The organism is Brevibacillus sp. AG162 (genome assembly GCF_006715575.1).
Classification (GTDB): Bacteria; Bacillota; Bacilli; order Brevibacillales; family Brevibacillaceae; genus Brevibacillus; species Brevibacillus brevis.
Genome location: NZ_VFNO01000004.1, coordinates 203,439 through 227,127 on the forward strand (window position 1 = coordinate 203,439; position 23,689 = coordinate 227,127).

At 44.4% G+C, this 23,689-nt stretch carries 22 protein-coding genes; 15 read left to right on the top strand and 7 right to left on the bottom strand.

The window, feature by feature from the left end; translation table 11 throughout:
* The first annotated feature begins 120 nt into the window (after positions 1–120).
* From FB479_RS14800 to FB479_RS14820, 4 genes are all read left to right on the top strand, one after another.
* The gene (locus FB479_RS14800; RefSeq protein ID WP_142065811.1) at positions 121–426 is read left to right on the top strand and encodes an aspartyl-phosphate phosphatase Spo0E family protein; all 306 of its coding nucleotides are present in this window, start codon (positions 121–123) and stop codon (positions 424–426) included.
* A 76-nt stretch (positions 427–502) separates the two neighbouring features.
* Positions 503–1,213 carry a hypothetical protein gene (locus tag FB479_RS14805; RefSeq protein ID WP_142065812.1) on the top strand — a complete coding sequence of 237 codons (711 nt, stop codon included), beginning with the start codon at positions 503–505 and terminating at the stop codon, positions 1,211–1,213.
* A 130-nt stretch (positions 1,214–1,343) separates the two neighbouring features.
* Positions 1,344–1,640, top strand: coding sequence for a hypothetical protein (locus FB479_RS14810; RefSeq protein ID WP_142065813.1), 297 nt, complete (start codon positions 1,344–1,346; stop codon positions 1,638–1,640).
* A gap of 1,300 nt (positions 1,641–2,940) precedes the next feature.
* Positions 2,941–3,492, top strand: a complete 552-nt coding sequence (locus FB479_RS14820) for a YjgB family protein (RefSeq protein ID WP_255438418.1) — start codon at positions 2,941–2,943, stop codon at positions 3,490–3,492.
* Between the two features lie 114 nt (positions 3,493–3,606).
* Here FB479_RS14820 and FB479_RS14825 read toward each other — a convergent pair whose 3' ends face one another.
* Positions 3,607–4,569, bottom strand: a complete 963-nt coding sequence (locus FB479_RS14825; RefSeq protein WP_142065815.1) for a hypothetical protein — start codon at positions 4,567–4,569, stop codon at positions 3,607–3,609.
* A gap of 401 nt (positions 4,570–4,970) precedes the next feature.
* Here FB479_RS14825 and FB479_RS14830 point away from each other — a divergent pair, with 401 nt between their 5' ends.
* The 6 genes from FB479_RS14830 to FB479_RS14860 all read left to right on the top strand — a co-directional run bounded on the left by FB479_RS14830 (position 4,971) and on the right by FB479_RS14860 (position 10,511).
* Positions 4,971–5,375: an Rv0361 family membrane protein gene (locus tag FB479_RS14830; protein ID WP_106654892.1), complete on the top strand. Its 405-nt coding sequence runs from the start codon at positions 4,971–4,973 to the stop codon at positions 5,373–5,375.
* 70 nt (positions 5,376–5,445) lie between these two features.
* Positions 5,446–5,907, top strand: coding sequence for a hypothetical protein (locus tag FB479_RS14835; protein ID WP_106654891.1), 462 nt, complete (start codon positions 5,446–5,448; stop codon positions 5,905–5,907).
* On the top strand, positions 5,883–6,707 hold the full coding sequence (locus FB479_RS14840) for a hypothetical protein (RefSeq protein ID WP_255438403.1): 825 nt from the start codon (positions 5,883–5,885) through the stop codon (positions 6,705–6,707). The genes FB479_RS14835 and FB479_RS14840 overlap by 25 nt, the downstream gene beginning before the upstream one ends.
* Before the next feature lie 670 nt (positions 6,708–7,377).
* On the top strand, positions 7,378–7,878 hold the full coding sequence (locus FB479_RS14850; protein WP_142065816.1) for a hypothetical protein: 501 nt from the start codon (positions 7,378–7,380) through the stop codon (positions 7,876–7,878).
* Positions 7,879–8,482: 604 nt separating this feature from the next.
* Complete coding sequence (locus tag FB479_RS14855) at positions 8,483–9,055, top strand: RNA polymerase sigma factor (protein WP_142065817.1); 573 nt, start codon at positions 8,483–8,485, stop codon at positions 9,053–9,055.
* Entirely contained in the window at positions 9,048–10,511 is a 1,464-nt protein-coding gene (locus FB479_RS14860; protein ID WP_106654886.1) for a DUF4179 domain-containing protein, read from the top strand. Before FB479_RS14855 ends, FB479_RS14860 begins: the two co-directional genes overlap by 8 nt.
* A 38-nt stretch (positions 10,512–10,549) precedes the next feature.
* Here FB479_RS14860 and FB479_RS14865 read toward each other — a convergent pair whose 3' ends face one another.
* Positions 10,550–11,833 (bottom strand): haloacid dehalogenase-like hydrolase, encoded by a 1,284-nt coding sequence (locus FB479_RS14865; protein WP_142065818.1) that lies wholly within the window; start codon positions 11,831–11,833, stop codon positions 10,550–10,552.
* Between the two features lie 293 nt (positions 11,834–12,126).
* On the opposite strand from FB479_RS14865, the gene FB479_RS14870 reads away from it, so the two are divergent.
* Together FB479_RS14870 and cls are read left to right on the top strand one after the other, a co-directional pair.
* On the top strand, positions 12,127–13,071 hold the full coding sequence (locus FB479_RS14870; RefSeq protein ID WP_142065819.1) for an aminopeptidase: 945 nt from the start codon (positions 12,127–12,129) through the stop codon (positions 13,069–13,071).
* 82 nt (positions 13,072–13,153) lie between these two features.
* Positions 13,154–14,599 carry a cardiolipin synthase gene (cls, locus tag FB479_RS14875; RefSeq protein ID WP_142065988.1) on the top strand — a complete coding sequence of 482 codons (1,446 nt, stop codon included), beginning with the start codon at positions 13,154–13,156 and terminating at the stop codon, positions 14,597–14,599.
* A 70-nt stretch (positions 14,600–14,669) separates the two neighbouring features.
* Here the strand turns inward: cls and FB479_RS14880 are convergent, their stop codons facing one another.
* Positions 14,670–15,359, bottom strand: a complete 690-nt coding sequence (locus FB479_RS14880) for a hypothetical protein (protein WP_142065820.1) — start codon at positions 15,357–15,359, stop codon at positions 14,670–14,672.
* A gap of 142 nt (positions 15,360–15,501) precedes the next feature.
* Positions 15,502–16,482 carry an aromatic ring-hydroxylating oxygenase subunit alpha gene (locus tag FB479_RS14885; protein WP_142065821.1) on the bottom strand — a complete coding sequence of 327 codons (981 nt, stop codon included), beginning with the start codon at positions 16,480–16,482 and terminating at the stop codon, positions 15,502–15,504.
* Between the two features lie 206 nt (positions 16,483–16,688).
* On the opposite strand from FB479_RS14885, the gene FB479_RS14890 reads away from it, so the two are divergent.
* The gene (locus FB479_RS14890) at positions 16,689–18,038 is read left to right on the top strand and encodes a uracil-xanthine permease family protein (RefSeq protein ID WP_142065822.1); all 1,350 of its coding nucleotides are present in this window, start codon (positions 16,689–16,691) and stop codon (positions 18,036–18,038) included.
* A 72-nt stretch (positions 18,039–18,110) separates the two neighbouring features.
* On the opposite strand, the gene FB479_RS14895 is transcribed toward FB479_RS14890, so the two are convergent.
* From FB479_RS14895 to FB479_RS14905, 3 genes are all read right to left on the bottom strand, one after another.
* The gene (locus FB479_RS14895) at positions 18,111–18,494 is read right to left on the bottom strand and encodes an OsmC family protein (RefSeq protein WP_007720051.1); all 384 of its coding nucleotides are present in this window, start codon (positions 18,492–18,494) and stop codon (positions 18,111–18,113) included.
* A gap of 93 nt (positions 18,495–18,587) precedes the next feature.
* Positions 18,588–20,225, bottom strand: coding sequence for a M20/M25/M40 family metallo-hydrolase (locus FB479_RS14900; protein WP_142065823.1), 1,638 nt, complete (start codon positions 20,223–20,225; stop codon positions 18,588–18,590).
* A 58-nt stretch (positions 20,226–20,283) separates the two neighbouring features.
* Positions 20,284–21,024: an IclR family transcriptional regulator gene (locus FB479_RS14905; protein ID WP_142065824.1), complete on the bottom strand. Its 741-nt coding sequence runs from the start codon at positions 21,022–21,024 to the stop codon at positions 20,284–20,286.
* Positions 21,025–21,376: 352 nt separating this feature from the next.
* On the opposite strand from FB479_RS14905, the gene FB479_RS14910 reads away from it, so the two are divergent.
* Positions 21,377–22,141 carry a dimethylarginine dimethylaminohydrolase family protein gene (locus FB479_RS14910; protein ID WP_142065825.1) on the top strand — a complete coding sequence of 255 codons (765 nt, stop codon included), beginning with the start codon at positions 21,377–21,379 and terminating at the stop codon, positions 22,139–22,141.
* A gap of 72 nt (positions 22,142–22,213) precedes the next feature.
* Positions 22,214–23,623 (top strand): amino acid permease, encoded by a 1,410-nt coding sequence (locus FB479_RS14915; RefSeq protein WP_142065826.1) that lies wholly within the window; start codon positions 22,214–22,216, stop codon positions 23,621–23,623.
* The last annotated feature ends 66 nt before the right edge of the window (positions 23,624–23,689 follow it).

Consider the following 23,689-nt stretch of genomic DNA (forward strand, 5'->3'; position numbering starts at 1 on the left):
AATAAGGGGTGGTAAATATTGATGTTCCATGAAGCAATAGAAATCTAAGAACATCTCTAAAAAGAAGAGCCACAGGTGCCACTAAAACCAAGTGCATAATCCGGTGGTAAAGTAAGGAGGGTGAGTCTTATAGCAGCAATTGCATTTAAAAAGGGCGTTCCACCCCTTCGACAGGTTAAAGGAACGCCCGCAGGAGGAGCAGTTACAGCTCCTATAAGTAAATGTATCATGCTACCTCTAGATCGAGAAGGAGTAACCTATCACGATATTGATCATTTGAAAAACATTGTGGAACAATTGCGCGGACAACTGGTGCAATTGTATTTAGAGAAGAGTGATTTGTTGGATGCTGAAGTCGTGGAATTAAGTCAGCAATTGGATCAGTACATTCTGGTTATTCAATCAAAAATGATGAAAAAAGAATGAATCCGCGATGGTTAAAAATCCAAGAACGAGTCGGTAAAAGAGAGAAAACAACAATTTATAGTGGGAGGATTCAAGTATGAAAAAATTAAAGCTAGCATCCGCAGTTTCTCTAACATTAGCCCTTCTTTTTACAACGCAAGGTTCCTTAGTTGAAGCACAAATCAAAAACAAAGGAAAACAAAATGATTTTGCTAGATCTTTTGATGTTCGTTCTTTAAAATACACGGAAACTACAGATAAAAATGGAAACAAAGTAATAAAAATTGAAGAACCAGAAAAATTTGCACAACAAATGGGTTTTAAAAAACCTCATCCAAATGCTGTAGTAGGTGCAGTTACAATAGTGGAATCACCAGAACAAAAATCATTCGGAAATGTTAGTCCCTTAACGGGACACAGAGACCCTTATGTCCAAGTGACTAGAGTCTATAATACATGCGGCTCTGACAAAATAGCTAGCACAAGTAAAAGAGGAAATGGTAAACCATTAGAACTAATTGTCTCACAAGAAGAACAAGCTCAATATTCCACTAATGTTAATATTAATGCTAACATTGTTAGTGCAGGTGTAGGTTTTAATGTTACTTCAGCATTTAAAATCTCATCTAAGGAAACATATGATACTAAAAATGATGGCTTAATGTATGTAATCGATGCGTACTCTAAAAACAATTCAAAAGACTTTGATGTATATGAATGGAGTTCTATCTTTTATAAACATAGAAAAACAGGGGAAGGAAAAGCCCATAAACCTATTGGTGCTTGCTTTGCTTCTTGGTACTATTAAATAAAGAGAGTCCTCGGTTTTTATCGAGGGCTTTTCCTTGTTTTTTACAATTTTAGAAAAAAAGGCTAAAAAACAAACAAAAAATAAGTTACAATAATGTTTATAAGAAAACTTGTAAAGGATGATTTTCTTGTCAAAACGGGCAGTAGGAGTCGCATTTTGTACCTTGGCTACTGTTTTATATATTTCTCGTTACTTCTATACAGTTTTGTTTTATCAAGGAGTTACAAGAAGTGATGGTTTTTATGAACGATGGTTAAATTTCCTTGGTGAAGGGCCACTATTTTGGGCTACTATTTGTGTAGGAGTTGGAATTTTATATTTGATTTGGGCAGAGTTTGAAGACATAATAAATAATCTTGCGTTAAAACTATCAAACAAAACAAAGATAACACTCATAAAATTTTGGAATGATTTAAGAAAGTAAAATCTATTAGAATCAATAGGATTGCACATTTTTGTGAAAACGGTACTAGCAATTGTTCCATAGAATCATTTTATAGGAAGATGTTGCTTGACCCACTTAAGGAACAGCTCCATTTGAAAACGATACCAGTAAAGTAAATAATTACTGTTTAGATGATCAGATTGACTTTTCTGTCTTGCGTTCCACTCAAGCCTATTGGGTGCTTAAGTTATGTAGACGAATTCCCCAACAGTACAATCGCTTCCTACAAGTTCGGACTACTCGGATATACCCTCTTTCTCTTCGATCACTTTAAATACCTTTAGTCGAGTGACAAGCTGCGTTCCGTTTTGGTAGTACTCGTTAAACTATCGGTAATCGACCTACTCCCTGTCGTATAAATTCAGTTCAATCGGCTCTTGCACGGAAAAATCGTGTCTTCCTGATAGATGATTCGTGTATGCAATTTAATCCCAGCTTTGGTGTTTCGAAATTCTGCCCACCGGTACTTCGTTAGGTATAAGGAAATGGTATTGTTCCTTATCTAGATCCCATTTCTCTGATCGTTACTCCATAAAGTTTCAGCTCTCCTACTTTCATTGAAGGATGTGAACGCGTGAGTAATCCATTTGAAACCTCATTAGTAAGATCGCGGGAAGTCAAGAGATAAAAAACGGGGAACTGCATATAAAAAATGAAAAAAATGAGTCGATCTTTTACAAAGCAAACGATGATGCCAAAATAGAGGCCATCTTAAAATTCGTATGATCTGCAAAGGGATTACGTCAGCTTTTTACGAGAATTTGACAAGAATATTGTTTCGTGATTTATTTCACCGCGGTAGTTGTCATATATTAAGTCCTCACGAGGTTATTGGGTACTGGAAAGCCTATAGCATCTACCCTATCGATCACTCGTTAGGCTGTGTATGCATGGATCAAGACAGAATACATAGTGAAGGCGGCTACGCTGGCCCGTTCATTAGCGTACAGGACGAAATTATGCAAGAGTAGGCTAAACCTGGCGATTCCATTCCGACTATTCTTTTGGATGAGACATTAAAAGAAGGCTATTTCGCGTTCAGTAGACAAGATGGGGAAACCTTGTCTTTCAAAATTAAGTATGACAATGGGTCATGGGAATACGAGTTGGAAAAATAATTTCGAAGTTGCTTTTAGAACTCCTTACCTTGTAAATCCACATTTTCGTTTTTCTTGCGGCATCCATATTAATGTACGGTTATTAATTACCAATAAATCACTAGCCTATGATCTATTTTTACAGCATCTCGGATGTACTCCTACCACTGACCAATCAATTTATGAGGAGCGTGGTTGATCTGCCTAAAATATGTCGTAATGCTTTGCTTGTTGTAGTTCTTAGCTCAATGACTTTACTTGGCTGCTCCAATATATCTGAAAAAACTGAAGATATTACTGTTAATTCTGCTCAATCGGACACTTTAGAGAAAGTAAAAAATGGGCAATTAGAAGGTGTCTTAATTGGCATTGGAGCAACAAAGAAAGAGGTTCTGGATAAAATCGGAACCCCCATCAAAAGCGGAAATTCTGAGTATGGATTCACAGTATATTATGAGGGGGTTAATTTACAATTCGAAGACTATGCTAATTCAATTGATGAAGTAAAGGATACGAGTAAAGTCGTCCTAATGAATGCCGAACCAAAGACTGTTGGAATGACTGGAAAACCTGAGGAAATCAAAAAAAACTTAGGAGAACCCTCTAGAGAGTTTGTGGATGACTCAGGTGATCATACGTTTATATTGGAATATGAAAACAATGGAAACCTACTAAGGTTTACGTTTGATTCAAAAGAAAGTCCAGTAAAGTATGTTACCCTTCGAGTCCAATAAACCAGACTATCTGGCTTATTGTGGGCCTGAATTCTGAAAAATTAGTCCATAAAAAAAGAGGCGGTTCTCCCGCCTCTTCTCTTTTACTTGTGTACCCCAGTTGACTCTGTTTTTCTACCATTCCGTTTCCGTTTTGTGTTCAATTATGTGTACGACTTTTGGTTCAACTGCTTTCATCATTTCTTTCAGTGATTGCTCGGTGATCGGTACTCCATCACCTTGAAGTTGTCCTCTAGCCTGTGTTTCTGCAATCACATCAAGCACTTGTTGTTTCGTGACATTTTTAGATGCTGCAATCTCCACAACAGTTTTACCTTTTGCTAATTCTTGTTTTAATTCTGTCGGGCTGATTTTTAGTAAAGCAAACAGTTTTTCATCGTTTAAAAAGTTGTCAGCACTATAATCAGGCTTACCATTTATAGAGAATAGGCCCTCTACTTTAATGTTTGAAGGTGTATCAGAAGGTGTATCAGCTGTAGGAATACCTACGATCTTAGTAAGACTAATGGTATTGTCATGAACAAAAACCTGGTAGACCGGTTTATCGAACATCTCATTGGTGTAATTCAACATCCATGTTTTTTGATTTGGATTCTCCATTTGCTCGATAGCAACCTCGTACGTTTCGACGTTGCCATACATTTTATCAATAAGATCATTTACCTTCGCCTTGATTTGCTGATCGGTTAAAGTAATGAGTGACTTCTCCTTAGGCTCCCAATTCTCTTGAATCACGTGTTCAATCTCATCCGTAATACCGTTTGTATGGAGGGTAATCTTTTTGCCGGTTCCTCCTTTTTCCTGTAGTACGATACTTGTTTGCTTCACGTTGATTACACTGTTCCCTTTGGAAACATCACCTTGAGCGTTGCTTGCATCGATAATCTCAAACGATTTTGTTTCAGGATATGCGAGATACAGCTTCTCAAGCGTTGATTTGCCAACCTCATCCACCTTGACTTGTTCAGAAGTCATCGGTGTTCTTGTAGTCTTGTCAATCACGCCAGAAGCCGCAAATGCTGCAACTGGAATCAAAATCGCAGTAGCAACGATTCCACCAATTAATCGTTTTTTCATAATTACTTCGCTCCTTTTTGTTGTAAATAATGTGAATCGGATTGTTCTATTTGTTCGCTGAATAAGCAGCTTACACACTATATTGCCTCTTTAGCGGAAAAAGGTTCGGTTCATATCTTATTTTTTTTATATCGTGAGCAGACCCCATGCCCATCAAGCGAAGGAAATTACCTTTCACGAAAGAAGAAATCGGAATGAAAAAGTAAGAGTGTTCATCACTTGATTCCAAAAAGCAGGTTCTTAGCTTGATGGGCATGGAGACATCCAGCCAAACGCGGATTTACAATGATAAGCGGTGAAAACGGCTTTCGGTGTCAGTGGTTCTTTAGTACCATTTATCGCGCTGGTAAAACATGTAATTATATACAGATAAACACATTGGTTAATTGGGAGGTAAGAGCATGAAAAAGTCTGCTAAAGTTGCTGCAATCCTACTGCTTGGGGCTGTTGTGGTTACTGGCGGTATTTGGACTTCCAACACTTACGCTTCGGTTAATGAGGAAAATGAAGTAAAAGAAACGGTTCAAATCTATTTGGAAGCTCTTGAGAACGGTGACACTCCAACTATGGTTGAATACACAATTGATGAGCGCTTTGATAATGATAAAGACAAACAGAAAGTGTACGAAAGTTTTGGTACTCAAAAGATGGATATAGATATGGATTCCGTATCGCTAAAAAAGATTGAAGATGAAAAAATGAGTGTTACGTTTCATTATTCGAACGAACATGTTTCGGAAGATATAACTCTTCCAGTTATTAAAGAAAATGATCAATGGAAAGTAGTAATTGAAAATACAAGATAGTACAACAGCAATCTCTGAACGAGTTTCCGAAGCCGATTGGCCTGAATAAAAACACGTAGGAGGTAACAGTATGAAAAAAAGAAATGTAATTCTTTCTGGTCTTTTTTTAGTCGGCGTTGTCTTCGTAGGTAGTAGTCTATACGCGAGTGAAGACATAGAATCGTATATAAAAGGTAATCACATGAAGGCAATTCATGCTATGGGAATCGAGATGAAAGATCAAAAATTGGAAAATATGGCTACTATAACTGATGAGAACGGTAAGAAATGGATTTTCAACGAATTTACTAACAGATCAGCACTTATAGAAACAATGAGAGAAAAGTATGAAGAGGATGTAGCTGGTCCGTTTATCAGCATACATGACGAAATTATGCAACAGTACGCTAAGCCCGGTGATTCCATACCGACTATTCTTTTGGATGAGACATTAAAAGAAGGCTATTTCGCGTTCATTAGACAAGATGGGGAAGCCTTGTCTTTCAAAATCAAGTATGACAATGGGGCATGGGAATACGAGTTGCAAAAATAATCTCGAATTTGCTGGAGGGTAGCCATGTACCTCTATTACTGATTTATCATTTGGTTGAAAGGGGAGTACTACCGATTAGCATTAAAAATTTTAAATCTACGAAAAAAATAGCACTAGCTACTATTGGTTTAATAACAATTGCAGGACTTGCTGTTTACTATATAGGTGACTTGAAAAAACAGAGTTTTCTTTATTCCAGTGATTCAGATTATAGAATAGTTTCTGGTGAAGCATATTTTAGGGAGACATTCACTGACGTGGAGGGTCTGGCTGAAAATGCAGATATCATTGCCGAAGCTGAGGTTATTTCTCAAGTATATCACCCTGAGTATGAATACCTTAGTGTATATACCGTCTCTGAATTAAGATTAACGAAAGTCTATAAAGGTGATGTAGAGATAGATGATACAGTATCTGTACTGGAAACTGGAGGGGAATTCGATGAAAGAGAGGCGGCCAAATATATCCCATCAGGAAAGCCGGGAACTAGATCAGGGAATGATGATCTTGGGGTAATAACGCAAGGGATTGAAGGAAGTGTTCCTATGAAAGAAGGAAATAAATATTTTGTTTTCTTAACAGAAGATGACGATGACGTTTATAACGTAGTAGGGTCAGTTCAAGGGAAAATAAAGATTAATGACAAGAACACACTTCTATCCCAAGTTTCACCGGAAGTAATAGAACATGGTAATAAACATCATAATAATCTTTATTTCCTGCAAGAAAATTATTCAGGAGAAGATATCTCTGAGCTTAGAAACGAAGTTGAACAACTCATTGCATCCTCTCCCAATTAGCTCCCCAAAGTCTCTCTCAACCGCAAGATTATTACGAAGTAGACAGAAAAGTAGATCACCGATAATTACAAAGGAAACTGGGAGCTTAGGTGCTCCCTATTTTCGTTGCAATTACATAGTGGAGGCTTTTTCAGTGACATACTATTCTTTTCTCGTTTTGTGCTTTTTCTGCTAATCACTAAAGTGTATAAACTATATCGAGAGTATACTCAGCCCGCTAGATTTCGCCTTAGTTGTTGGTATGGGAGTTTTTTTGCTATTACTAAAAGGTTGTGAATGGTTATCTGGCGTGTTGGAAAAGTTTTGTATCAAGTTCGAAATAAAAGGATGGAGAGGGATTGCGATGGAGGACATTATCGTAGAGCCGGGAATAGGGGTTGGCCCCATAAAGTTAGGATTGACTAGGGAAGAAGTAAAGGCTTATGAGCAAGAATGGCCGCTGAAATATGTGACATTTAAGATACAGTATGAGGAGAACAAAGTGAGTTTCATAGTACAAATATACACCTCATGCTTTGGACATTAATCTGCCCCCAACAATCGGTGGAGGTAACTATTTGTTCTATCAAATATTTAAGGGATATTGGGGAACAGATTGGACATAACAAAATTGGGAAGCAACCTTCATTAAAGAGTGAAGGTTGCTTCCGCACATAGAGGAGGGTAAGATATGATTCATGCTCGATATATAACCTTATTTTTTTGGGTGATTTCTTTTTTGGTGTTGATCATGGGGTGCTCCGAACGTACTGATGCCCCGATGAGCGAAACAAATTTGAAATCTATTTTTCCAAAAGAACAACTAAAAGAAATATGGGTACAACTCTATCGTGAAGACTCGATAAAAGCTCAACCAGAACTAATTGCTGAGTACTTCGAAGATCCGGACTTAAACAAAATCCTGAATTGGATACATGAAGGGGTAATAAGCGACTTTGAAGGAACCATTGCTTCCCTGTCTATATTGCAGTTTGAATATGGAACGAAGGAAGGTGCGGCAGAGGCCAAATATATAATGTACGCCGCAACCAAAGAGGGGGGTTACTACATCAAACCATTCAACATAACTCCTCATTTTAATCTTGATTCCTACAAACAAGAAGATGGAGACAAATTAATATCCTTATTGGGCAAAACTGAGTGGTACAAAGTTGAAAGAGCGCCCTATTGATTTATAAATCTTGAATAAAAGCATTTAAGGAAAGTATTCATTAATTCGTAATCATGTTGGCTATAACAAATCAGTTTATACTACCAATGTAATGGCAAAAGCAGAATAATAAGGCGATCAAGGTAATCAGACTGAAAGGTTTTTAGAATGATTTAAGAAAGAAATGTTTTTATGTTCTCCTTTTATTTTAAGCGGGTCTGTCAAGAATTTCGTGTAAACTCAATCAACCTAAATATTGCCGCTAAGAATAATCTAAAATCCCCCGAAATTTCAGTTAGACAAATCGAAGGAACCGGAGACCATATACAGCTAATCGCAGAGTTTCTAATGATAGATTACGATGAAAATAATAGAATTCGAAAAGTATATACAGGGAATCTCCTTTTCACCTTAGAGAAATCTTCGTTTTATAAGTGGGACGTAATAAACGTCGAGGAAAAAATGAAACTTAGCCTTTAGGTGGAAAGTTCTTGTAATAGTAATCACCCGTTTCTGTTCAGGGGACGGGTTTTTCCATGTTTAATATTTTTCGTCTATGTAACGTGAACCAAACTCCGCGTTCTCGTGAATATACAGTAGAGCAAAAACGAAGGGAGGGAACGCTGTGGATGAGTGGGAGTTGATTGCCAAATGCCAAGAGGGCGAGCCTGAAGCCTTTGAACAATTGGTCAAGCCCTATCTGGCGATGGCATACCGGACAGCGTACTTGATCATTCATGACAAGCATCTGGCGCAGGACGCCGTTCAGGAAGGGCTCATCGAAGCGTATCAGCACATAGACCGACTCGATCCAAAACGGGGAATGGCCTTTCGCAATTGGCTATACCGGATCATTACGTTTCGGGCTCTGAATCTGGTACGCAAGCAGAAGCCTGTGGTGGAGTATGAGGAAATGATCCCGGAGGAGGCTACAACACCGCTGGACAACGTGATCCAGCGAGAGGAGCAGCATCAAATATGGCAGGCGATTCGCAGCATGAAGGCGGAGCATCGCGCGGTTATTATTCTTTACTATTACGAGGGCTTCAGCGTGTCGGAGATCGCCAAAATTACGGGTTCCTTCGAGGGCACGGTTAAATCGCGGATGCACAAGGCCAGAAAGCTGATTGCACAGCACTTGGACAAGGATTGCATTCCATCTGATTTTTTGCGGGAAGGGGCAATGACTCATGACTAACGAGGAGAGGCAAATCCAAGAGACGCTTAGGAAAGTAGCGGGAGCTGTCGAGATACCGAGTTTTCAAATGCCATGCCAGAATAACGCGTTGCAGGTGAGAAGGCGTCCATTTTACCGTAGCAAAAAATGGACATCCATCGGCATCGCCTCCGCTGTCGTACTCGGGCTGCTCGGAACTATGCAAGTGTCCCCAACGTTTGCGGCCTATGTCAAATCGATCTTTGCTCAAGACGGGTTCGATGAAGGAGTGCAACAGGCAGCGAGACAAGGCTTCTCCGAAACATCGAATCTTTCTGTTACCGATCAGGGGATTACCTTGGAGGTAAAGGAAATCATTGCTGACTCGGCGCAGGTAATGGTAGCTTTAATGATAAAACAGTCGGATGGCAAGCAGTTGCTCCCTACATATCCGACAGCGACAAACGCAGAATCCAATGCCGTTGAATTGCTGGATGCCAAAGGGGCGGTCATTTCTGACAAGTGGGGAACAACCTTTGAAGATAATGCCGGATTCATCCGGTTTCTCCTTGGTAAAAAAGGACAGGAGCCCCTTCCGAAAACGTTGTCGATACATTTTGATGAAATCGGTGATAGAAAAGGAAACTGGAAGCTGCAAGTTCCGATCACGATGGCAAAAGCAACGGCCGCAACGACTGTGCTGCCTGTCAATCAAACGCAAGTGACGAAGCATGGATTGAAGATGACCCTGCACCAGATCGTCAACACGCCAACGACCACCCGAATTGAGCTGGAAACACAATGGACAGAGGCGGCCAAAAAACAACTGGAACAAGAGGCGAAAAAGCTAACCGGAAAGACGACGGACCCCGATTATGCTCCATTTCTTCCGTATCAGCAATATATGCTGGGATATTACTACGAGGAGGCAGATGGCAGCAAGGGGAAGGAAAGGCGCAAAGAAAGATCTCATTCTATTGATCGCTATGGGCATTTCCGCTGGATCATGGACGACGATCCGTTGCCAAAAGGGAAAGCAAAGACGCTTGTCATAAATAGCTTCCACAAGGCAATACCGTATGATATGAGTGTCACCTTCCATCCCGATGAGTTGAACAAGAAGCCCGTAATCAAACAAGTGGGAGAAGATATCTTCACAGTGAAAGGCATCAAGCTGGAAAAAGATGAGTTTTCGGAAAAGCAGCAAATGGTAATGGAGGTTGAGGTACTATCCAAAGATATTTCGGATATTTATTTGCCTTGGTGGATAGCCCAAGATGGGCAGGGAACCACTTACCGTGCTAGAAGGAGTACTCAATCCACAGGACCTGCTGACCAGTCAGGACGCGAGCGAGTAACGTACAAATTTTGGATAGTGGACAGCAAAAGCTGGAAAGAAGACGAAATCGACAAGCTCCCGGAGAAGCTTACACTACGACTAGATGCCGTACAGAAAAAATATCCACTCGAGTGGCGAATTCCAGTTATCCATCCATAAAGATAAAACCGCCCCGTACAAAGGGCGGTTTTTCCTGTTTATTTCGCGACCAACTGCGGCTCCTTCTGCCCAAGTCGGATTGTCGCTTCGCTCGGAATCCACATGCCTGTGTTCTCGTCACGTCCTTGCAGGACTACCGTTGGGTTGGATTTACCCATCTGTTCGGCACCTTTGGCAATTTGCTGCCCAATTTTCCCACCCTTGACGCGGTTCACGACTAGCGCGAGCTGCACGCTGTCCAGCTCTGTCATCATCTCGAAATCACCGTTGCTATCGCCCGCGATGAAGATAGGACCATGACCATACTTTTTCACCAATACATCCAGGATCACTTCCGTCTTGCCGTGGGCTACCGTGATCGGGTAGTCAGGCTGGTACACATTCGTGATCCGTCCGTTTTCTGTTTTCAGACGCATGCCGATGATGTTCTCCGCTGGGAGATTGTAGCCATATTTCGGGAGAGTGGCGAAGACACGAACGACATCCTCCAAGGAGGCACTCACGACATACACGTCGATGCCATTCGCACGCAGCGTGTTCATCAGGTTTGCTACTTCGGAAGTGAGGCGCAGACCTGTTGTATGGGAGGCTTTCACCACACCTGCTTTGCCTGCCAACGATTTCGGGCTCGTCCAGGTTACTTTTTGAATCGCCATGCCCAGACCGAGATCATTGGATGCTTCCGCCAACTGTTGCACTTCTTCCACTGTCATGTTCGTGAAGAGGTAGAGGACCCACGGATAGCCAATCGTGTTGCTGTGCGTATCGTTGATCGCTTCATACAAGAAAAACAGCTTGGCTTTGAAATCTGCGAATTGCTCTGTTGCTGTCACTTCTTCCAGCGACTTCGTTCCTTTAAGACCTTGATAATTTTGATATAAGTACGTGTAGTCGGCTACGAGATCAGTCGCGATGGCATCGAGTGTGACAGGCTTGCCGTCGACATTTTTATACGAATCGGAAAACGGTCCCTCTGGTACATTTGTGCGGATGACCTTCCCGAATTCTTCCGGTGTGAGCTTGTAAGCCAAATGGTTGATTTGATAGACAAACAGTGCTTCCTCTGTGTCATGCATGATGCTCGTATTGTCCCAGTCAAAAACGACATACGGCTTCTTGTTGGCTTTGTAGGAGGCACTCTTGATGCCGTTTTTCTCAATCAACTCATGGACGGCTTGATAAGTCGCAGGTGCCCATTTCCCCTTGTCGAGCATCTGCACTTTGGTGTCCTTGGCCAATGCTGGCATCTGCATCGCGAGTAGAGCGACGATCATCAGCATGGTCAGCCACCATGTTTTGTGTTGTGCTTTTCTGTGTGACATTGTTGTCATCCCCTTCTTCTTTTTCTCGATCCCCCAAATGAAAACGCTGTCATTTTCTTTAAAAAAGAAAAAGGCCTTCCCCACGCCTATTGATAAAGCGCGGGTAGAAGACCTCATTGTCTTAAGCGTTTTCATTTGTATTCTAATCATACTAAATCTTGCAGCAAAAGCAAGAAGATTCCGATAAACAGGATAAGGGCAGGACTAACGATCTAATCTAGCGAAGACAGAAGGGCTTGCAAGAAAAAAGTGGATATAATCTAACCATAAATAGATGAGAAGGATGATGCGGCATGACATTGATAGAATCCAGCAAGGGCATTTTGATGAATTGCTTGGCGTTGAAAGCGAATGAGACGTTTTTGGTGGTAGCCGACGAGCGGAAGCGGGACATCGGGGAGGCGCTCTGGGAAGCAGGGAAACAGCTCGGGGCAGAAGCGATGCTGATGGTCATGAAGGAGCGGGAAAAGTCCGGGCAAGAGCCTCCTGTAGCTGTTGCAGCGGCGATGAAGAGCGCAGATGTGGTGGTATGTGTGACCCAGCACTCCTTGACGCATACAAAAGCACGCAAAGAAGCAGCAGCAAATGGTACAAGACTGGCTACCATGCCAGCTATTACGGAAGACATGTTCCTTGCGGGAGCGATTTCCGCTGACTATACACAAGTAAAGGCACTCACCGAGCGCGTAACCGAGATGCTGACACGGGCAAGTACCGTGCGAATCGAAAAAGCGGGCAAGTCACTGACGTTTTCTATCGCAGATCGCAATGGGGTGCCGAGTACAGGTATGTACGTCAATCCCGGAGAATCGGGCAACTTGCCTTCTGGAGAAGCGTATATCGCCCCATTGGAAGGGACGGCAGAGGGACAAATCCTTGTCGATGGCTCCATCGCCGGGATCGGGAAAATCGATTCGCCTCTGCTACTGACAGTCCAAAATGGTCGGATCACAGAGGCAGAAGGAACATCGGCTGAACGCCTCCTGCAAATGCTTGGAGACCAAGACGGGCGGATGCTGGGTGAATTCGGAATCGGAACGAATGACAAGGCGCGTATCACGGGAGTGGTGTTAGAGGACGAGAAGGTGTACGGGACGATTCACGTAGCCTTTGGCAGCAACAACACGTTTGGCGGGATGATTGTCGCGGGGGTACATATTGATCTGGTTGTCAAAGAGCCGGATGTGTATTTGGACGACAAATGTATCATGAAGAGCGGAAAGCTATTGGCAACATAGGACAAACTAGATGGATAGGAAGGATGAATCCCAATAGTAAATGTTGTAATATGGGAGAAATCCTAGAGGTGGATGTGGTGTGATGGCATTGTCTGAAAAAATATTTGCGATTATTACAATAGGTAACCTGATTTTGGCTGCCGTTCTTATTTTCATGGAGAGGCGAAACATTGCGGCAACCTGGGCCTGGTTGATGGTTTTGCTGTTTTTGCCGGGCATCGGGTTTATCATTTACCTGATTTTTGGACATAAGCTAAGCAAGAAAAAGCTGTATCGGCTCAAGGAAGGTGAGTTTTCACATTTTCGAGCTGCGGTCGATAGACAAAAGCAGTTGCTTGCCCATGGTGAACTACAGGTGAACGACCCTGAGATGGAGAGACACCGCGACATGATTTTCATGAACGTGGTAAGTGATGGGGCGTTTTATACGCAGGATAATACCATTCAGGTTTTTAAGGAAGGCCATAGTCTGTTCAACCTCATGTTCAAGCAGATGGAGGAAGCACGCGAGCATATACATTTGCTCTACTATATTTTAAATGACGATGATTTAGGGAAACAGCTCATTCAACTGCTGACGAAGAAGGCACAGGAGGGCGTCGAGGTTCGATTGCTCTATGATGCGGTAGGTTCCTCGGGTGTCTCATCCCGGTTCCTGCGCCCACTGGTAGAAGCAGGGGGACAAGTCGCCTCCTTTTTCCCGGCGAAGATTCCGTTCCTGAATTTTCGGGTCAACTTCCGAAATCATCGCAAGCTGACGATTATTGATGGCAAGATTGGCTATATCGGAGGCTTCAACATCGGGGATGAATACCTGGGCAAGGATAAGAAGCTGGGGTATTGGCGTGATACTCATTTGCTAATTGAGGGAAGAGCGGTGTACATGCTGCAAGCACGCTTTTTCCTGGACTGGAATTTGTCTGCACAAAAAAGAATGAATGAGTCACTCGCGTATTTTCCGGAGATTCATGCCGAGGGCACGATTGGCGTTCAGATCGTTTCGAGCGGGCCGAACTCGGAAAAAGAGCAAATTAAGCATGCTTTTTTGAAAATGATTTACAAGGCACGGAAGAAGATTTACTTGCAGACACCGTATTTCGTTCCCGATGAAAGTATGCTGACCGCACTAAAAATGGCGGCAATGTCCGGCGTGGATGTGCGGGTGATGGTCCCGGGAAGACCTGATCATTTGATGGTATTCTGGGCGACTCACTCTTATCTCGGCGATTTGTTAAAGAGTGGTGTGCGCTGTTTCCTCTACGAAAAAGGCTTCATGCACGCCAAAGCCATTGTGGTCGATACCCAGCTGTCGTCTGTGGGAACGGCCAATGTTGATATTCGCAGCTTCAAGCTGAATTTCGAGACGAATGCGTTTATTTACGATTCGCAGATGGCAGAGGAGCTGGAGGAACTGTTTGTCTCCGATCTGGCTGATTGCCGGGAAATGACATTGGGAGAGTATGTGAACCGACCGCTGCGTTTGCGCTTGCTGGAATCGTTGACGCGGTTGTTGTCTCCACTTTTATAAAAGCGGGATGGAAAGAGGACCTGTTGGCCTATGTGAACAAACGCGGGCTGGCAGGTCCTTTTCCATATGTTTAAAGTGGCAGGGCTTTAAAAGAAATGGCCCTTACATTTAGGTCGTTGTGATTTACAGTTAAGACGACTTTACTCGCATAGCGAGATAAGAATATGAGAAAGGGAGATTCTAAAAGACGATCATTCAACACCCAGTTAAAAGGCAATACAGTGATTTCGTTATTCGGTAAGTGCGACTTAGCCATATATTCCCACAGCCTTGTGTAATTCGTTTCGGCATGGTAAGTAGTCTGATCGATATATTTATCCATGTCCATTTCAAACAGCTTACAGTCAAGCTGGTTGCTTAATCCAAAACTCTCCTTAAAATAAAAGTCAGTTACCAGGGGGGCTATTTTATTTGCATCTGCCAGCTTGGTATACGAATCTTTAATATGCGGCTTTAAATCCTCTAGTCTAATTTCTACTAACTTTCCATCAGCATACACTTCCCGTACTGAATGAAAAAGATTTGTTAGGATTGTAGAGGTGTATTCTTTTAATGGAGAGTCATGGGTGGCGATGCGATAAGAAACATTATTATGAACAACAAAGGGTGCTATAACCCATTGTAAGACGATATCATGCATAAAATCAGGAGTTTCAGGAAGGGATGCTTGTTCGCGTTTTCTAAATGAATAGATAACGTCTTCTTTGTTCCAATGCTCATCGTTGGTGAGGGGGATTGGTATTTCTTTAAGCCAATTCATATAAAACGTCTCCTTCAAAGTAAAAGAGGGATTTTCTGCCTTGGCTGACTTAACTGGTGAGATCTTTGTTACTATCATAAACAAAACACATCTAACCCGCCAACATTCGTTTATGAACGTTTGTTGGCGGGCTTTTCTTCGTTTATACGGTACCGAACGTAACACCCATCTCCGTCAAGTATTGACGATAAGCGATGCTCGCGCGGTCGCATTTTAAGGACAGCTCTACTTGCAGATCGAGTGGCAGGTCCTCAGGCTTTTGATTTTCCACGATCGGTTTATCTTGGGCAAAGATGAGGTTTTGGAAGCTGATGATTTCCTCATCGGAAAGGTTCGTCTCATAATTAAAAGAAAGTACGCCATAAGCTACGCTTCGCGCTTCATCCAGCGGCAACACAGTCAGTAAAATAGACATCAGATTGCCGTTTTCTGCATCGCGTTTTGTAAATTTTACTGTGAGTGGACGGAGGATTTCGTAGGTGTAATAGACGTGCTTCGCTTGACCAGTACCGTCCGGGTCAGGCTGAAAAATCTTGATCTCATCCGTGCGAATGACACCGTTCTCGTCCCGGTGAACGCGGTAATCCCCGATTTCCATATGCGTTTCGACACCCAAATACCCCTCATGAACGACAGCCAGATGGCCTACATCCAAAAAGTTCTCTACGATGCGTGGCGGCTTGGCCGTTACTGTTTGTGGCCCCCAAATGACATTTCGAAAACGTTGATCCTCAAATTCTGGCAGGGCAAAAAACTCAGGAGATTGGTTGGCGAGATTCACCCACACGAATCCATAGCGCTCTGCACAGCTGTATAAAATAGCGCGCGCCTTGCCGGGAATCGCTTGCTCGGCAGGCAGCTGAGGGATTTTTACACAGGCTCCGGATGCTTCATATTCCCAACCGTGATACGGACAGACCAGCTTTCCTTCTCGGACACAGCCCAGAGACAGGGCAGCGCCTCTGTGAATACAGAGGTCTTTAAACGCATGGATTCCTTCTTCGTTGCGGAAGAGGACGACCCGCTCGCCCATAATGGTGACCTGGATCGGGCGGTCTTGCACATCCACCGAACGACAGGCGACGATCCACTCATTACGCAGCACGGTATCTTGCACGATCATTGATGAGACACTCCCTTTGTCGATACTTCGGTTATTCACTCATTGTAGCGGGAGAGTAGAAGGGAAGTCAACAGAAAACACGAACATTACAAAACGATACCACCTATTTATTGCGTGAATAGTTGCCTGAAAACGTAATTATCCGGTATAATCCCACTTATATCGTTCGTGATTAGCTAAAATACCACTAGGGAGGCCTTTTGAAAGTGGAACAACATCGAGAAAGCAATCAGCTTGTTGTGGGCGTCGATGACAAAATCAGTGTGGGCAAGGCGTTTTTACTTGGTTTGCAGCATGTGTTGGCTATGGACTTGTACATTGCTCCTATTATTATTGCTGGGCTGCTGACCATGGACGCTTCAAGCACTTCTTTCTTTATTCAAATGTGTTTTCTCGCGACGGGTATCGGGACGTTGATCCAGACTGGCTTTGGATTGCGTTTGCCTGTCGTGCAAGGCCCTTCCTATGTACCCATCGGTGCGCTGGCTGCGATTGGCAGTAAGCTGGGGATGGGTGCGATGATTGGCAGTATGATTCCTGGAGCGCTGTTTGTGGCTCTGATGGGTTATCCATTGAAATGGTTTGCCAAAGCGGTTCGCAAATTCATTCCACCACTCGTAGGCGGGACGGTGATCATTATCGTGGGCATTGCCTTGATGCCAACAGGGATGGGAAACATTTACCACTCCCCGGGAAATATTTGGACGAACATTTTGATTGCCGCTGTTTCTGCTGGAGTGCTTGTCATCTGTATGCTGCTTGGCACAAGAGCAAAGGTTGCGGGTGCGTTTTTTAGACTTGTATCTGTCCTGATTGCGATTTTCGTCGGAACGGTAACCGCTGCTTTTTTTGGAACAGTAGATTTTAGTCCGGTTGGACAAGCACCATGGCTGTCCATGCCGAAGCTGTTTCCGTACGGTGCTCCTGTATTTGATCTCAGTGCTGTTTTGACGATGCTTTTTGTTTATTTGATTATCATGATTGAAACAACAGGGACCTGGTTCGTCGTCTCAACAGTAACGAACAGTGAATTGACGGAGGAGCGACTGAATCGCGGTGCTGTCGGTGAAGGCTTGGGGTGCTTTGTCGGGGCATTGTTCGGAGGTACACCTACGACTGGCTATTCCTCCAATGCTGGGTTGATTGCGGTGACAGGAGTAGGGAGCCGGATGGCGATTATGGCCGGAGGATTGATCTTGATTGCCCTTGGGTTGGTGCCGAAGCTGTCGGCGGCGATTACCTGTATACCGGAGCCAGTCATCAACGGAATTTTTGGGATCGTGTGTGTAGCGATTGTGGCGAACGGAATCAAAGTCATTCAAAACATTACGATTGATGATCGGACGATGATGGTGATCGGTTTGCCGATCCTGCTGACAATGGCGGTAACGGTCCTGCCAAAAGATGCGCTCGCAGGAGTACCTGATTTCGTGAACTACATTTTATCTTCAGGCATTACAGTAGGAGCGTTGGCAACGGTTCTTTTGAATCTGCTCATTCCAGAAGGCAAAAAGAACGGAGTGAAGGTTCCACAGCAACAGCCTGTAAGTCATTGAGTTAGCAAATAGTAAAACAGCCCGGTCACTTCAGATTCGGGCTGTTTTCTTGTATATGGTTTTGGATCACTGTTATGATACCAGTTCAAAGGACTCGGTTACGACGATGCTTCCCTTGACAGATTGGACCATCGGGCAGTTTTTGCTCGCGGCTTCAATGGCTTTTTGTACTTTTTCTTCTTTCATATTTTCCCCCGTGATAATAAAGTGGAGGTGAATTTTTTCAACCCGATTTGCTTCTGCCTCATTTCGCTGAACATCTGCTGTTACTTTCATGTCCGTGCACGGCATTCTCATCTTGTCCAATACTTTTCGCAAAACACCGCCACTGCAAACAGCGATGGAAGAGACCAGGAGCTGATAGGGGCGAAAGCCATACTGTTCATCACCGGATACGTGCAGCTCACCGTAGGACAGTTGAGTGACAAAGCCATTTTCTTTTGCTTGAAATTCCATGCGTAACCCTCCCATGAAATGGTTTTCTTCATTATAAGGAAAAAGGCTCCCGCGCGACAGTAATCTATCGGTACAGGAATCTTCTCCCTTTTGCTATTCCTTCAATGCTTTCCCATTTTGCAAGAGAGACTGGATGCAGCGTGGAAGCATGTCTTTTAACGTATCGAATGCATAGTCGACGTCCAGACGCTCTGTCCACTGATGGGCGTCACGTCCGACTGGACCAAGGTTCATGACAGGTACATCAAAAGCTTCGAGCTCTTGGAGCGGAATGGAGTAGCCGTTGTCCCACAAAGGCATGTTCGCTACCAATGGCTTCATGGATGCCGCCGGATATTGGAGTCCGACGTAGCTCAAGTCAGAGATGCCGCCAAAGTAGTTTTGTTTGACCAAATTAACCTGGTGCTGATCTCTCGCGTATGCTTTCATTTCTTCCATCGTTTGTTGGATCAGAGGATGATTGCGCGAGCTGACTGCCGGGTAAAACGGCGGAGCAAAGAACAAGATCATCATTGGCGACAGTTCTTTGCACAGAATCGCTAATTGATCCACCAGCTCGATCGTGGTGTCGCGGTCGTCCTTGTCGCCGCGGTTGGCGATCACATCGGCTTCCAGCTGGCGGAGCCTTTCTTCGCCGTGCGTTTTCTTCGCGTAGGCGTACAGCTCTTCGTAAGTCATGACAGAAATGGACAGATCACGCGGGCTGAACGGCGCAAAGTTGGCAAACTGGCTCGCGTGCTTGAGGTAGTTTTGCTTCATGCGCTCTGCGACATTTCTTGCCGATTCCAGCAGCGGCTCTACGACATCCTCCATCTGCTTTTCCAGCAGGAACAGGTTGAAAAGCGTCACAGCACGGTGTGGAATTTGCACCGAGTACTCTTTTTTCAAATCCTTTTGGATCAGGTTCGTCGGCGGAGGAGAGGCTTCCCCCTCGACGACCTCGCAAAAGGATGTGTTCAGCTCGAGCTCACATGTCATTTGAGAGGCCATGTAATTGCCGTTTAACCCAGCAAAAGGCTCGCCGACATGTGTTTCTTTGCCGTAGCAGAGGAAGCCAGGCAGCACTTTTCCGATGGAGCCTGTGTACAAGTACGTATTCGTATCCCCTGGATAGCGGGTAAACATCGGCTCGGAGTTGAGTACGGTGGTGTAGCTCAGGTCGAATTCTTCGGCGATTTTCAAAAGCGCTGGGACTGCTGCCCGCATCCCGACAGAATTCACCTCTTCGTCAGGGACGGTGAGAAGCAATATGTTGCCGTCGAACTCTCCAGCAATCGCTTGCTCAATCATCGACATGTGCAGCGTCAGTCCGCATTTCATATCCATGGTGCCACGGCCAAACAGCCAGTTGCCGGTGCTGATATCCTGTTGAACGTCGGCTGGCATATCCGCTTGGTTTTGCTGGAAGAGAGGAGTGAGGGCCTTCGGATCAAAAGCGTGCTTCATCCAGGCGCCGTAATCTTCGACATCGACCACATCAAAATGGCTGACGAGAATGACGGTGTTCCGTACCCCTTCCTTTTTAACCAGAGCAGTGACAAAATGGCGCCCGTCTCCAGTCGGATTCGCACGCACATGATCGGGATTGGCTTGATAATAAGGCAGGGTGCGCAGCTGATCGACGACGTAGCCAGGCAAGTCCTTCTCGGCAGCTGATCCTGTAATGCTTGGGATGCTTACCAAATTGCACAAGAGATCAACGAGCTGCTCTTTTGTTTGCCATTTTTGCATAAAAAACGCCTCCGTTTTCCGTATAGTGAAAACTGTTTCCGATTAGTGGGCAAAAAAATTAAGGTAAGGCACCGATCTTGTGGGAAATTTCTTTGGCACTTTGTTGGGCTTGTTCAATGAGTGAGGACAAGAGTTGCTCGTTGATCCGATAGCTCGGAACGCCGATACTTAGAGCACCTACGACCTTTTGGTTAACGCCGAAGATCGGAGCGGCAATGGATGCGGTGCCTTCGGTTTTCTCACCGTAGCTGACTGCATAGCCGTTTTGTCTGATTTCTGGGAGTCGTTCTAACAGCTCGCGACGTTTTTCTGCATCCGGGATTAAACCGGTCACGATTTGCTCTGCTTCGATCGGATTCATGCTGGCGAGAATCGTTTTGTTTGCCGCACCAATATGTAGCGGAATACGCTCGCCCAGATTATCCATGCTTCTGACAGACAGGGGACCTTCCACTCGTTCGAGTACGATGGCATGAGAGCCTTGCGGAATGTTCAGATAGACAGTTTCGCGTACATCTGCTGCCAATTGCTCCATGACAGTTCGGGCGACAGCGCGCATATCCATCTTGTCCAGGATGCGCAGCCCGATTTCCATCCACGTATAGCCGACCTTGTACTGCTTGCTCTCAGGAACCTGGAGGATGAGTCCGTGTTTGATGAGGCTGCTTATTAAACGGTGTACCGTACTCAGTGGCAGGTTCGTTTGTTCTGCAATTTCTGAGATGGACCAATGCTGCTTGTTTGGATCTGATACCAGGACGGAGATGATGCTCATCGCCCGGTCAATCGATTGTACCAACGTAGGTTACCTCCTGGCTTTGTTGCATTGTGACTGTTCGTTGAATGTCACGCCAGCTTAATATGACCTCAATCTATCAGAATTTTTCAGCCGAATCAATATAATTTAGACTAGATAAAAATTCATTGACAAAAAATTTGAAACTATTTTACATTAGGAGTGTAATTTTGTATTGCAGAAGCGATTCCACAATGCGGAATATTTCTGAGTAATTACTCAGAGAAGAATGAATGCAACATGGTGGCGATGAACAAGCAAAAGCAGTAGATGCGAAAGCGTTTACATGCTCGTTTCTCCGTCGCCCACTGTTAGACAAAAGCAAGATTCGAAAACAGAAGGGAGATCTATCATTATGAAATTTTCACGTGCGATTGTAAGAAAACCGGGAAAGAGTTATGTAAATGGTTTGACGACTTCTGATTTGGGTACACCTGATTTTGAACTTGCTCTTAAACAGCATGCCGCTTATGTAGAAGCGCTGAAACAGACAGGCTTGGATGTAACCGTTCTGGAAGCGGACGAGCGTTTCCCGGACTCTACGTTTGTCGAAGATACAGCGGTCCTCACGGAAAAGTGCGCCGTTATCACCAATCCCGGTGCAGAAAGCCGCAATGGTGAAATTGAGGATATGAAATTGGTGCTTCCTCGTTTTTATGACACGATTGAATATATTCAGGCCCCTGGCTTCCTCGATGGTGGAGACGTCATGCAGGTAGACAACCATTTCTATGTCGGTCTGTCGACACGCACCAATGAAGAAGGAGCCATCCAATTCCGCGAGATTCTCTCCAAGTACGGATATGAAGTCACCATTGTTCCGTTGAAAGAGTTTTTCCACCTGAAAACAGGAATCGCCTACCTTGGCAATGACTTGCTGGTTCTGGCTGGGGAGTTCATTGATTCTGAAGTATTTAGCCAATACAAGCATCTGGTCGTGGAAAAAGAAGTCGAGTACTCTGCGAACTGCATCCATATCAACGACTACGTCATTATTCCAAAAGGCTTTGAGAGCACGAAAAAGCAAATCACTGACGCTGGCTACAATGTGATTGAGCTGGATATGTCTGAATTCCGCAAACAAGATGGAGGATTGAGCTGCCTGTCCCTGCGTTTCTAGCGCAGGCAGTTCTCTCTTCTTTTATAGACCCTTGATAGACCTCTTAATAAGCTAGTGAAAGAGAGGAATCATATGAACAGTGGGAATGAAAGAGATACACAGCTACAACGCTCCATGAAAAGTCGCCACCTGTTTATGCTGTCGTTAGGTGGCGTGATCGGGACAGGGCTCTTCCTCAACGCTGGCTTCACGATTAATCAGGCTGGACCTGGCGGAGCGCTAGTCGCCTATATCGTCGGCGGGATTTTGCTGTACCTGGTCATGACGTGCCTGGGTGAGCTTTCTGTAAAAATGCCAGTAACAGGCTCTTTCCAAGCCTACGCCAGCAAGTACATTGGTCCAGCGAGCGGATTTACACTGGGATGGATGTATTGGCTAGGGTCAGCTACAACGGCCGGGGTAGAGTTCACTGCCGCGGGCATGGTCATGCAACGGTGGTTCCCGGATACGCCGATCTGGATCTGGTGCGCGCTCTTTATCGTTTTGCTCTTTGCCTTCAATGCGCTGACGACAAAAGGGTTTGCGGAAACCGAGTACTGGTTTGCCGGAATTAAAGTATTGGCTGTACTTATGTTTATTATTGTCGGACTAGTTGCTATATTCGGTATTGTCAGTATGGAAGGAAGGACCGCTCCGTTTCTCTCCAACTTCTCGGCAGATGGGGGACTATTCCCGTTTGGCATTGCGATCGTTTTTGTAACGATGATGAACGTGGTATTCTCTTATCAAGGCTCTGAACTGATCGGAATTGCAGCTGGGGAAGCAGAAAACCCGCAGAAGACCATTCCGCGGGCGATTCGCAACGTTGTGTTTCGTATTCTCGTGTTCTATGTGGCGTCGGTCACGATCTTGTCCGCCCTCTTTCCGTCGAGTGAGCTGGGACTCTTGGAAAGTCCGTTTGTGACGGTATTTGATGCAGTGGGGATTCCATTTGCAGCGGATATCATGAACTTCGTTATCTTGACGGCTTTGTTGTCTGTCGGCAATTCATGCTTGTACGCAGCCACTCGCTTGTTGTGGTCCCTTTCCCATAGCAATATGGCGCATCCTGTTTTTGGAAAATTGACCAAGCGTAAAGTACCCTTGAACGCACTCTTGGCGACGCTGGCGTTCTCGCTTCTGTCTCTGTTAACCAGTGTGGTTGCAGCGGATACGGTATACGTTCTGCTCATGTCTGTATCTGGTATTGCGGTCACCTTCACGTGGATGGGGATTGCTCTCTCTCAATTCAATTTTCGCCGTCAATACTTGCGTGAGGGTGGAAAAATAGAGGATTTACAGTTCGTAGCACCGTTTTACCCGGTGATGCCGCTCCTGTGTCTGGCTCTTTGCACATTCATTCTTATCTTCCCGGCGTTTGACCCGACACAGCGAATTGGACTCTTCTACGGAATTGGTGCGTTGGTGCTGTTCTATACCTTTTATTATATGCGCTACGGACGCAAAAAGGTGCATAAACCGAATCTCCCAACGCAAGGCTAAGCCTTCCTGCTCAATAGAAAAATGCCCCTGCCATGATGATATGGTCGGGGCATTTTTGTGGCGTAA

Bases quoted from the DNA above. Each gene is read 5' to 3' on its own strand.
- FB479_RS14915 (WP_142065826.1), top strand. From the start codon at position 22,214: ATGAACAGTGGGAATGAAAGAGATACACAGCTACAACGCTCCATGAAA.
- FB479_RS14840 (WP_255438403.1), top strand. From the start codon at position 5,883: ATGGGAATACGAGTTGCAAAAATAATCTCGAATTTGCTGGAGGGTAGC.
- FB479_RS14835 (WP_106654891.1), top strand. From the start codon at position 5,446: ATGAAAAAAAGAAATGTAATTCTTTCTGGTCTTTTTTTAGTCGGCGTT.
- FB479_RS14860 (WP_106654886.1), top strand. From the start codon at position 9,048: ATGACTAACGAGGAGAGGCAAATCCAAGAGACGCTTAGGAAAGTAGCG.
- FB479_RS14880 (WP_142065820.1), bottom strand. From the start codon at position 15,359: ATGAATTGGCTTAAAGAAATACCAATCCCCCTCACCAACGATGAGCAT.
- FB479_RS14805 (WP_142065812.1), top strand. From the start codon at position 503: ATGAAAAAATTAAAGCTAGCATCCGCAGTTTCTCTAACATTAGCCCTT.
- FB479_RS14895 (WP_007720051.1), bottom strand. From the start codon at position 18,494: ATGGAATTTCAAGCAAAAGAAAATGGCTTTGTCACTCAACTGTCCTAC.
- FB479_RS14885 (WP_142065821.1), bottom strand. From the start codon at position 16,482: ATGATCGTGCAAGATACCGTGCTGCGTAATGAGTGGATCGTCGCCTGT.
- FB479_RS14870 (WP_142065819.1), top strand. From the start codon at position 12,127: ATGACATTGATAGAATCCAGCAAGGGCATTTTGATGAATTGCTTGGCG.
- FB479_RS14825 (WP_142065815.1), bottom strand. From the start codon at position 4,569: ATGAAAAAACGATTAATTGGTGGAATCGTTGCTACTGCGATTTTGATT.
- FB479_RS14900 (WP_142065823.1), bottom strand. From the start codon at position 20,225: ATGCAAAAATGGCAAACAAAAGAGCAGCTCGTTGATCTCTTGTGCAAT.
- cls (WP_142065988.1), top strand. From the start codon at position 13,154: ATGGCATTGTCTGAAAAAATATTTGCGATTATTACAATAGGTAACCTG.
- FB479_RS14830 (WP_106654892.1), top strand. From the start codon at position 4,971: ATGAAAAAGTCTGCTAAAGTTGCTGCAATCCTACTGCTTGGGGCTGTT.
- FB479_RS14865 (WP_142065818.1), bottom strand. From the start codon at position 11,833: ATGTCACACAGAAAAGCACAACACAAAACATGGTGGCTGACCATGCTG.
- FB479_RS14820 (WP_255438418.1), top strand. From the start codon at position 2,941: ATGAGGAGCGTGGTTGATCTGCCTAAAATATGTCGTAATGCTTTGCTT.
- FB479_RS14910 (WP_142065825.1), top strand. From the start codon at position 21,377: ATGAAATTTTCACGTGCGATTGTAAGAAAACCGGGAAAGAGTTATGTA.
- FB479_RS14850 (WP_142065816.1), top strand. From the start codon at position 7,378: ATGATTCATGCTCGATATATAACCTTATTTTTTTGGGTGATTTCTTTT.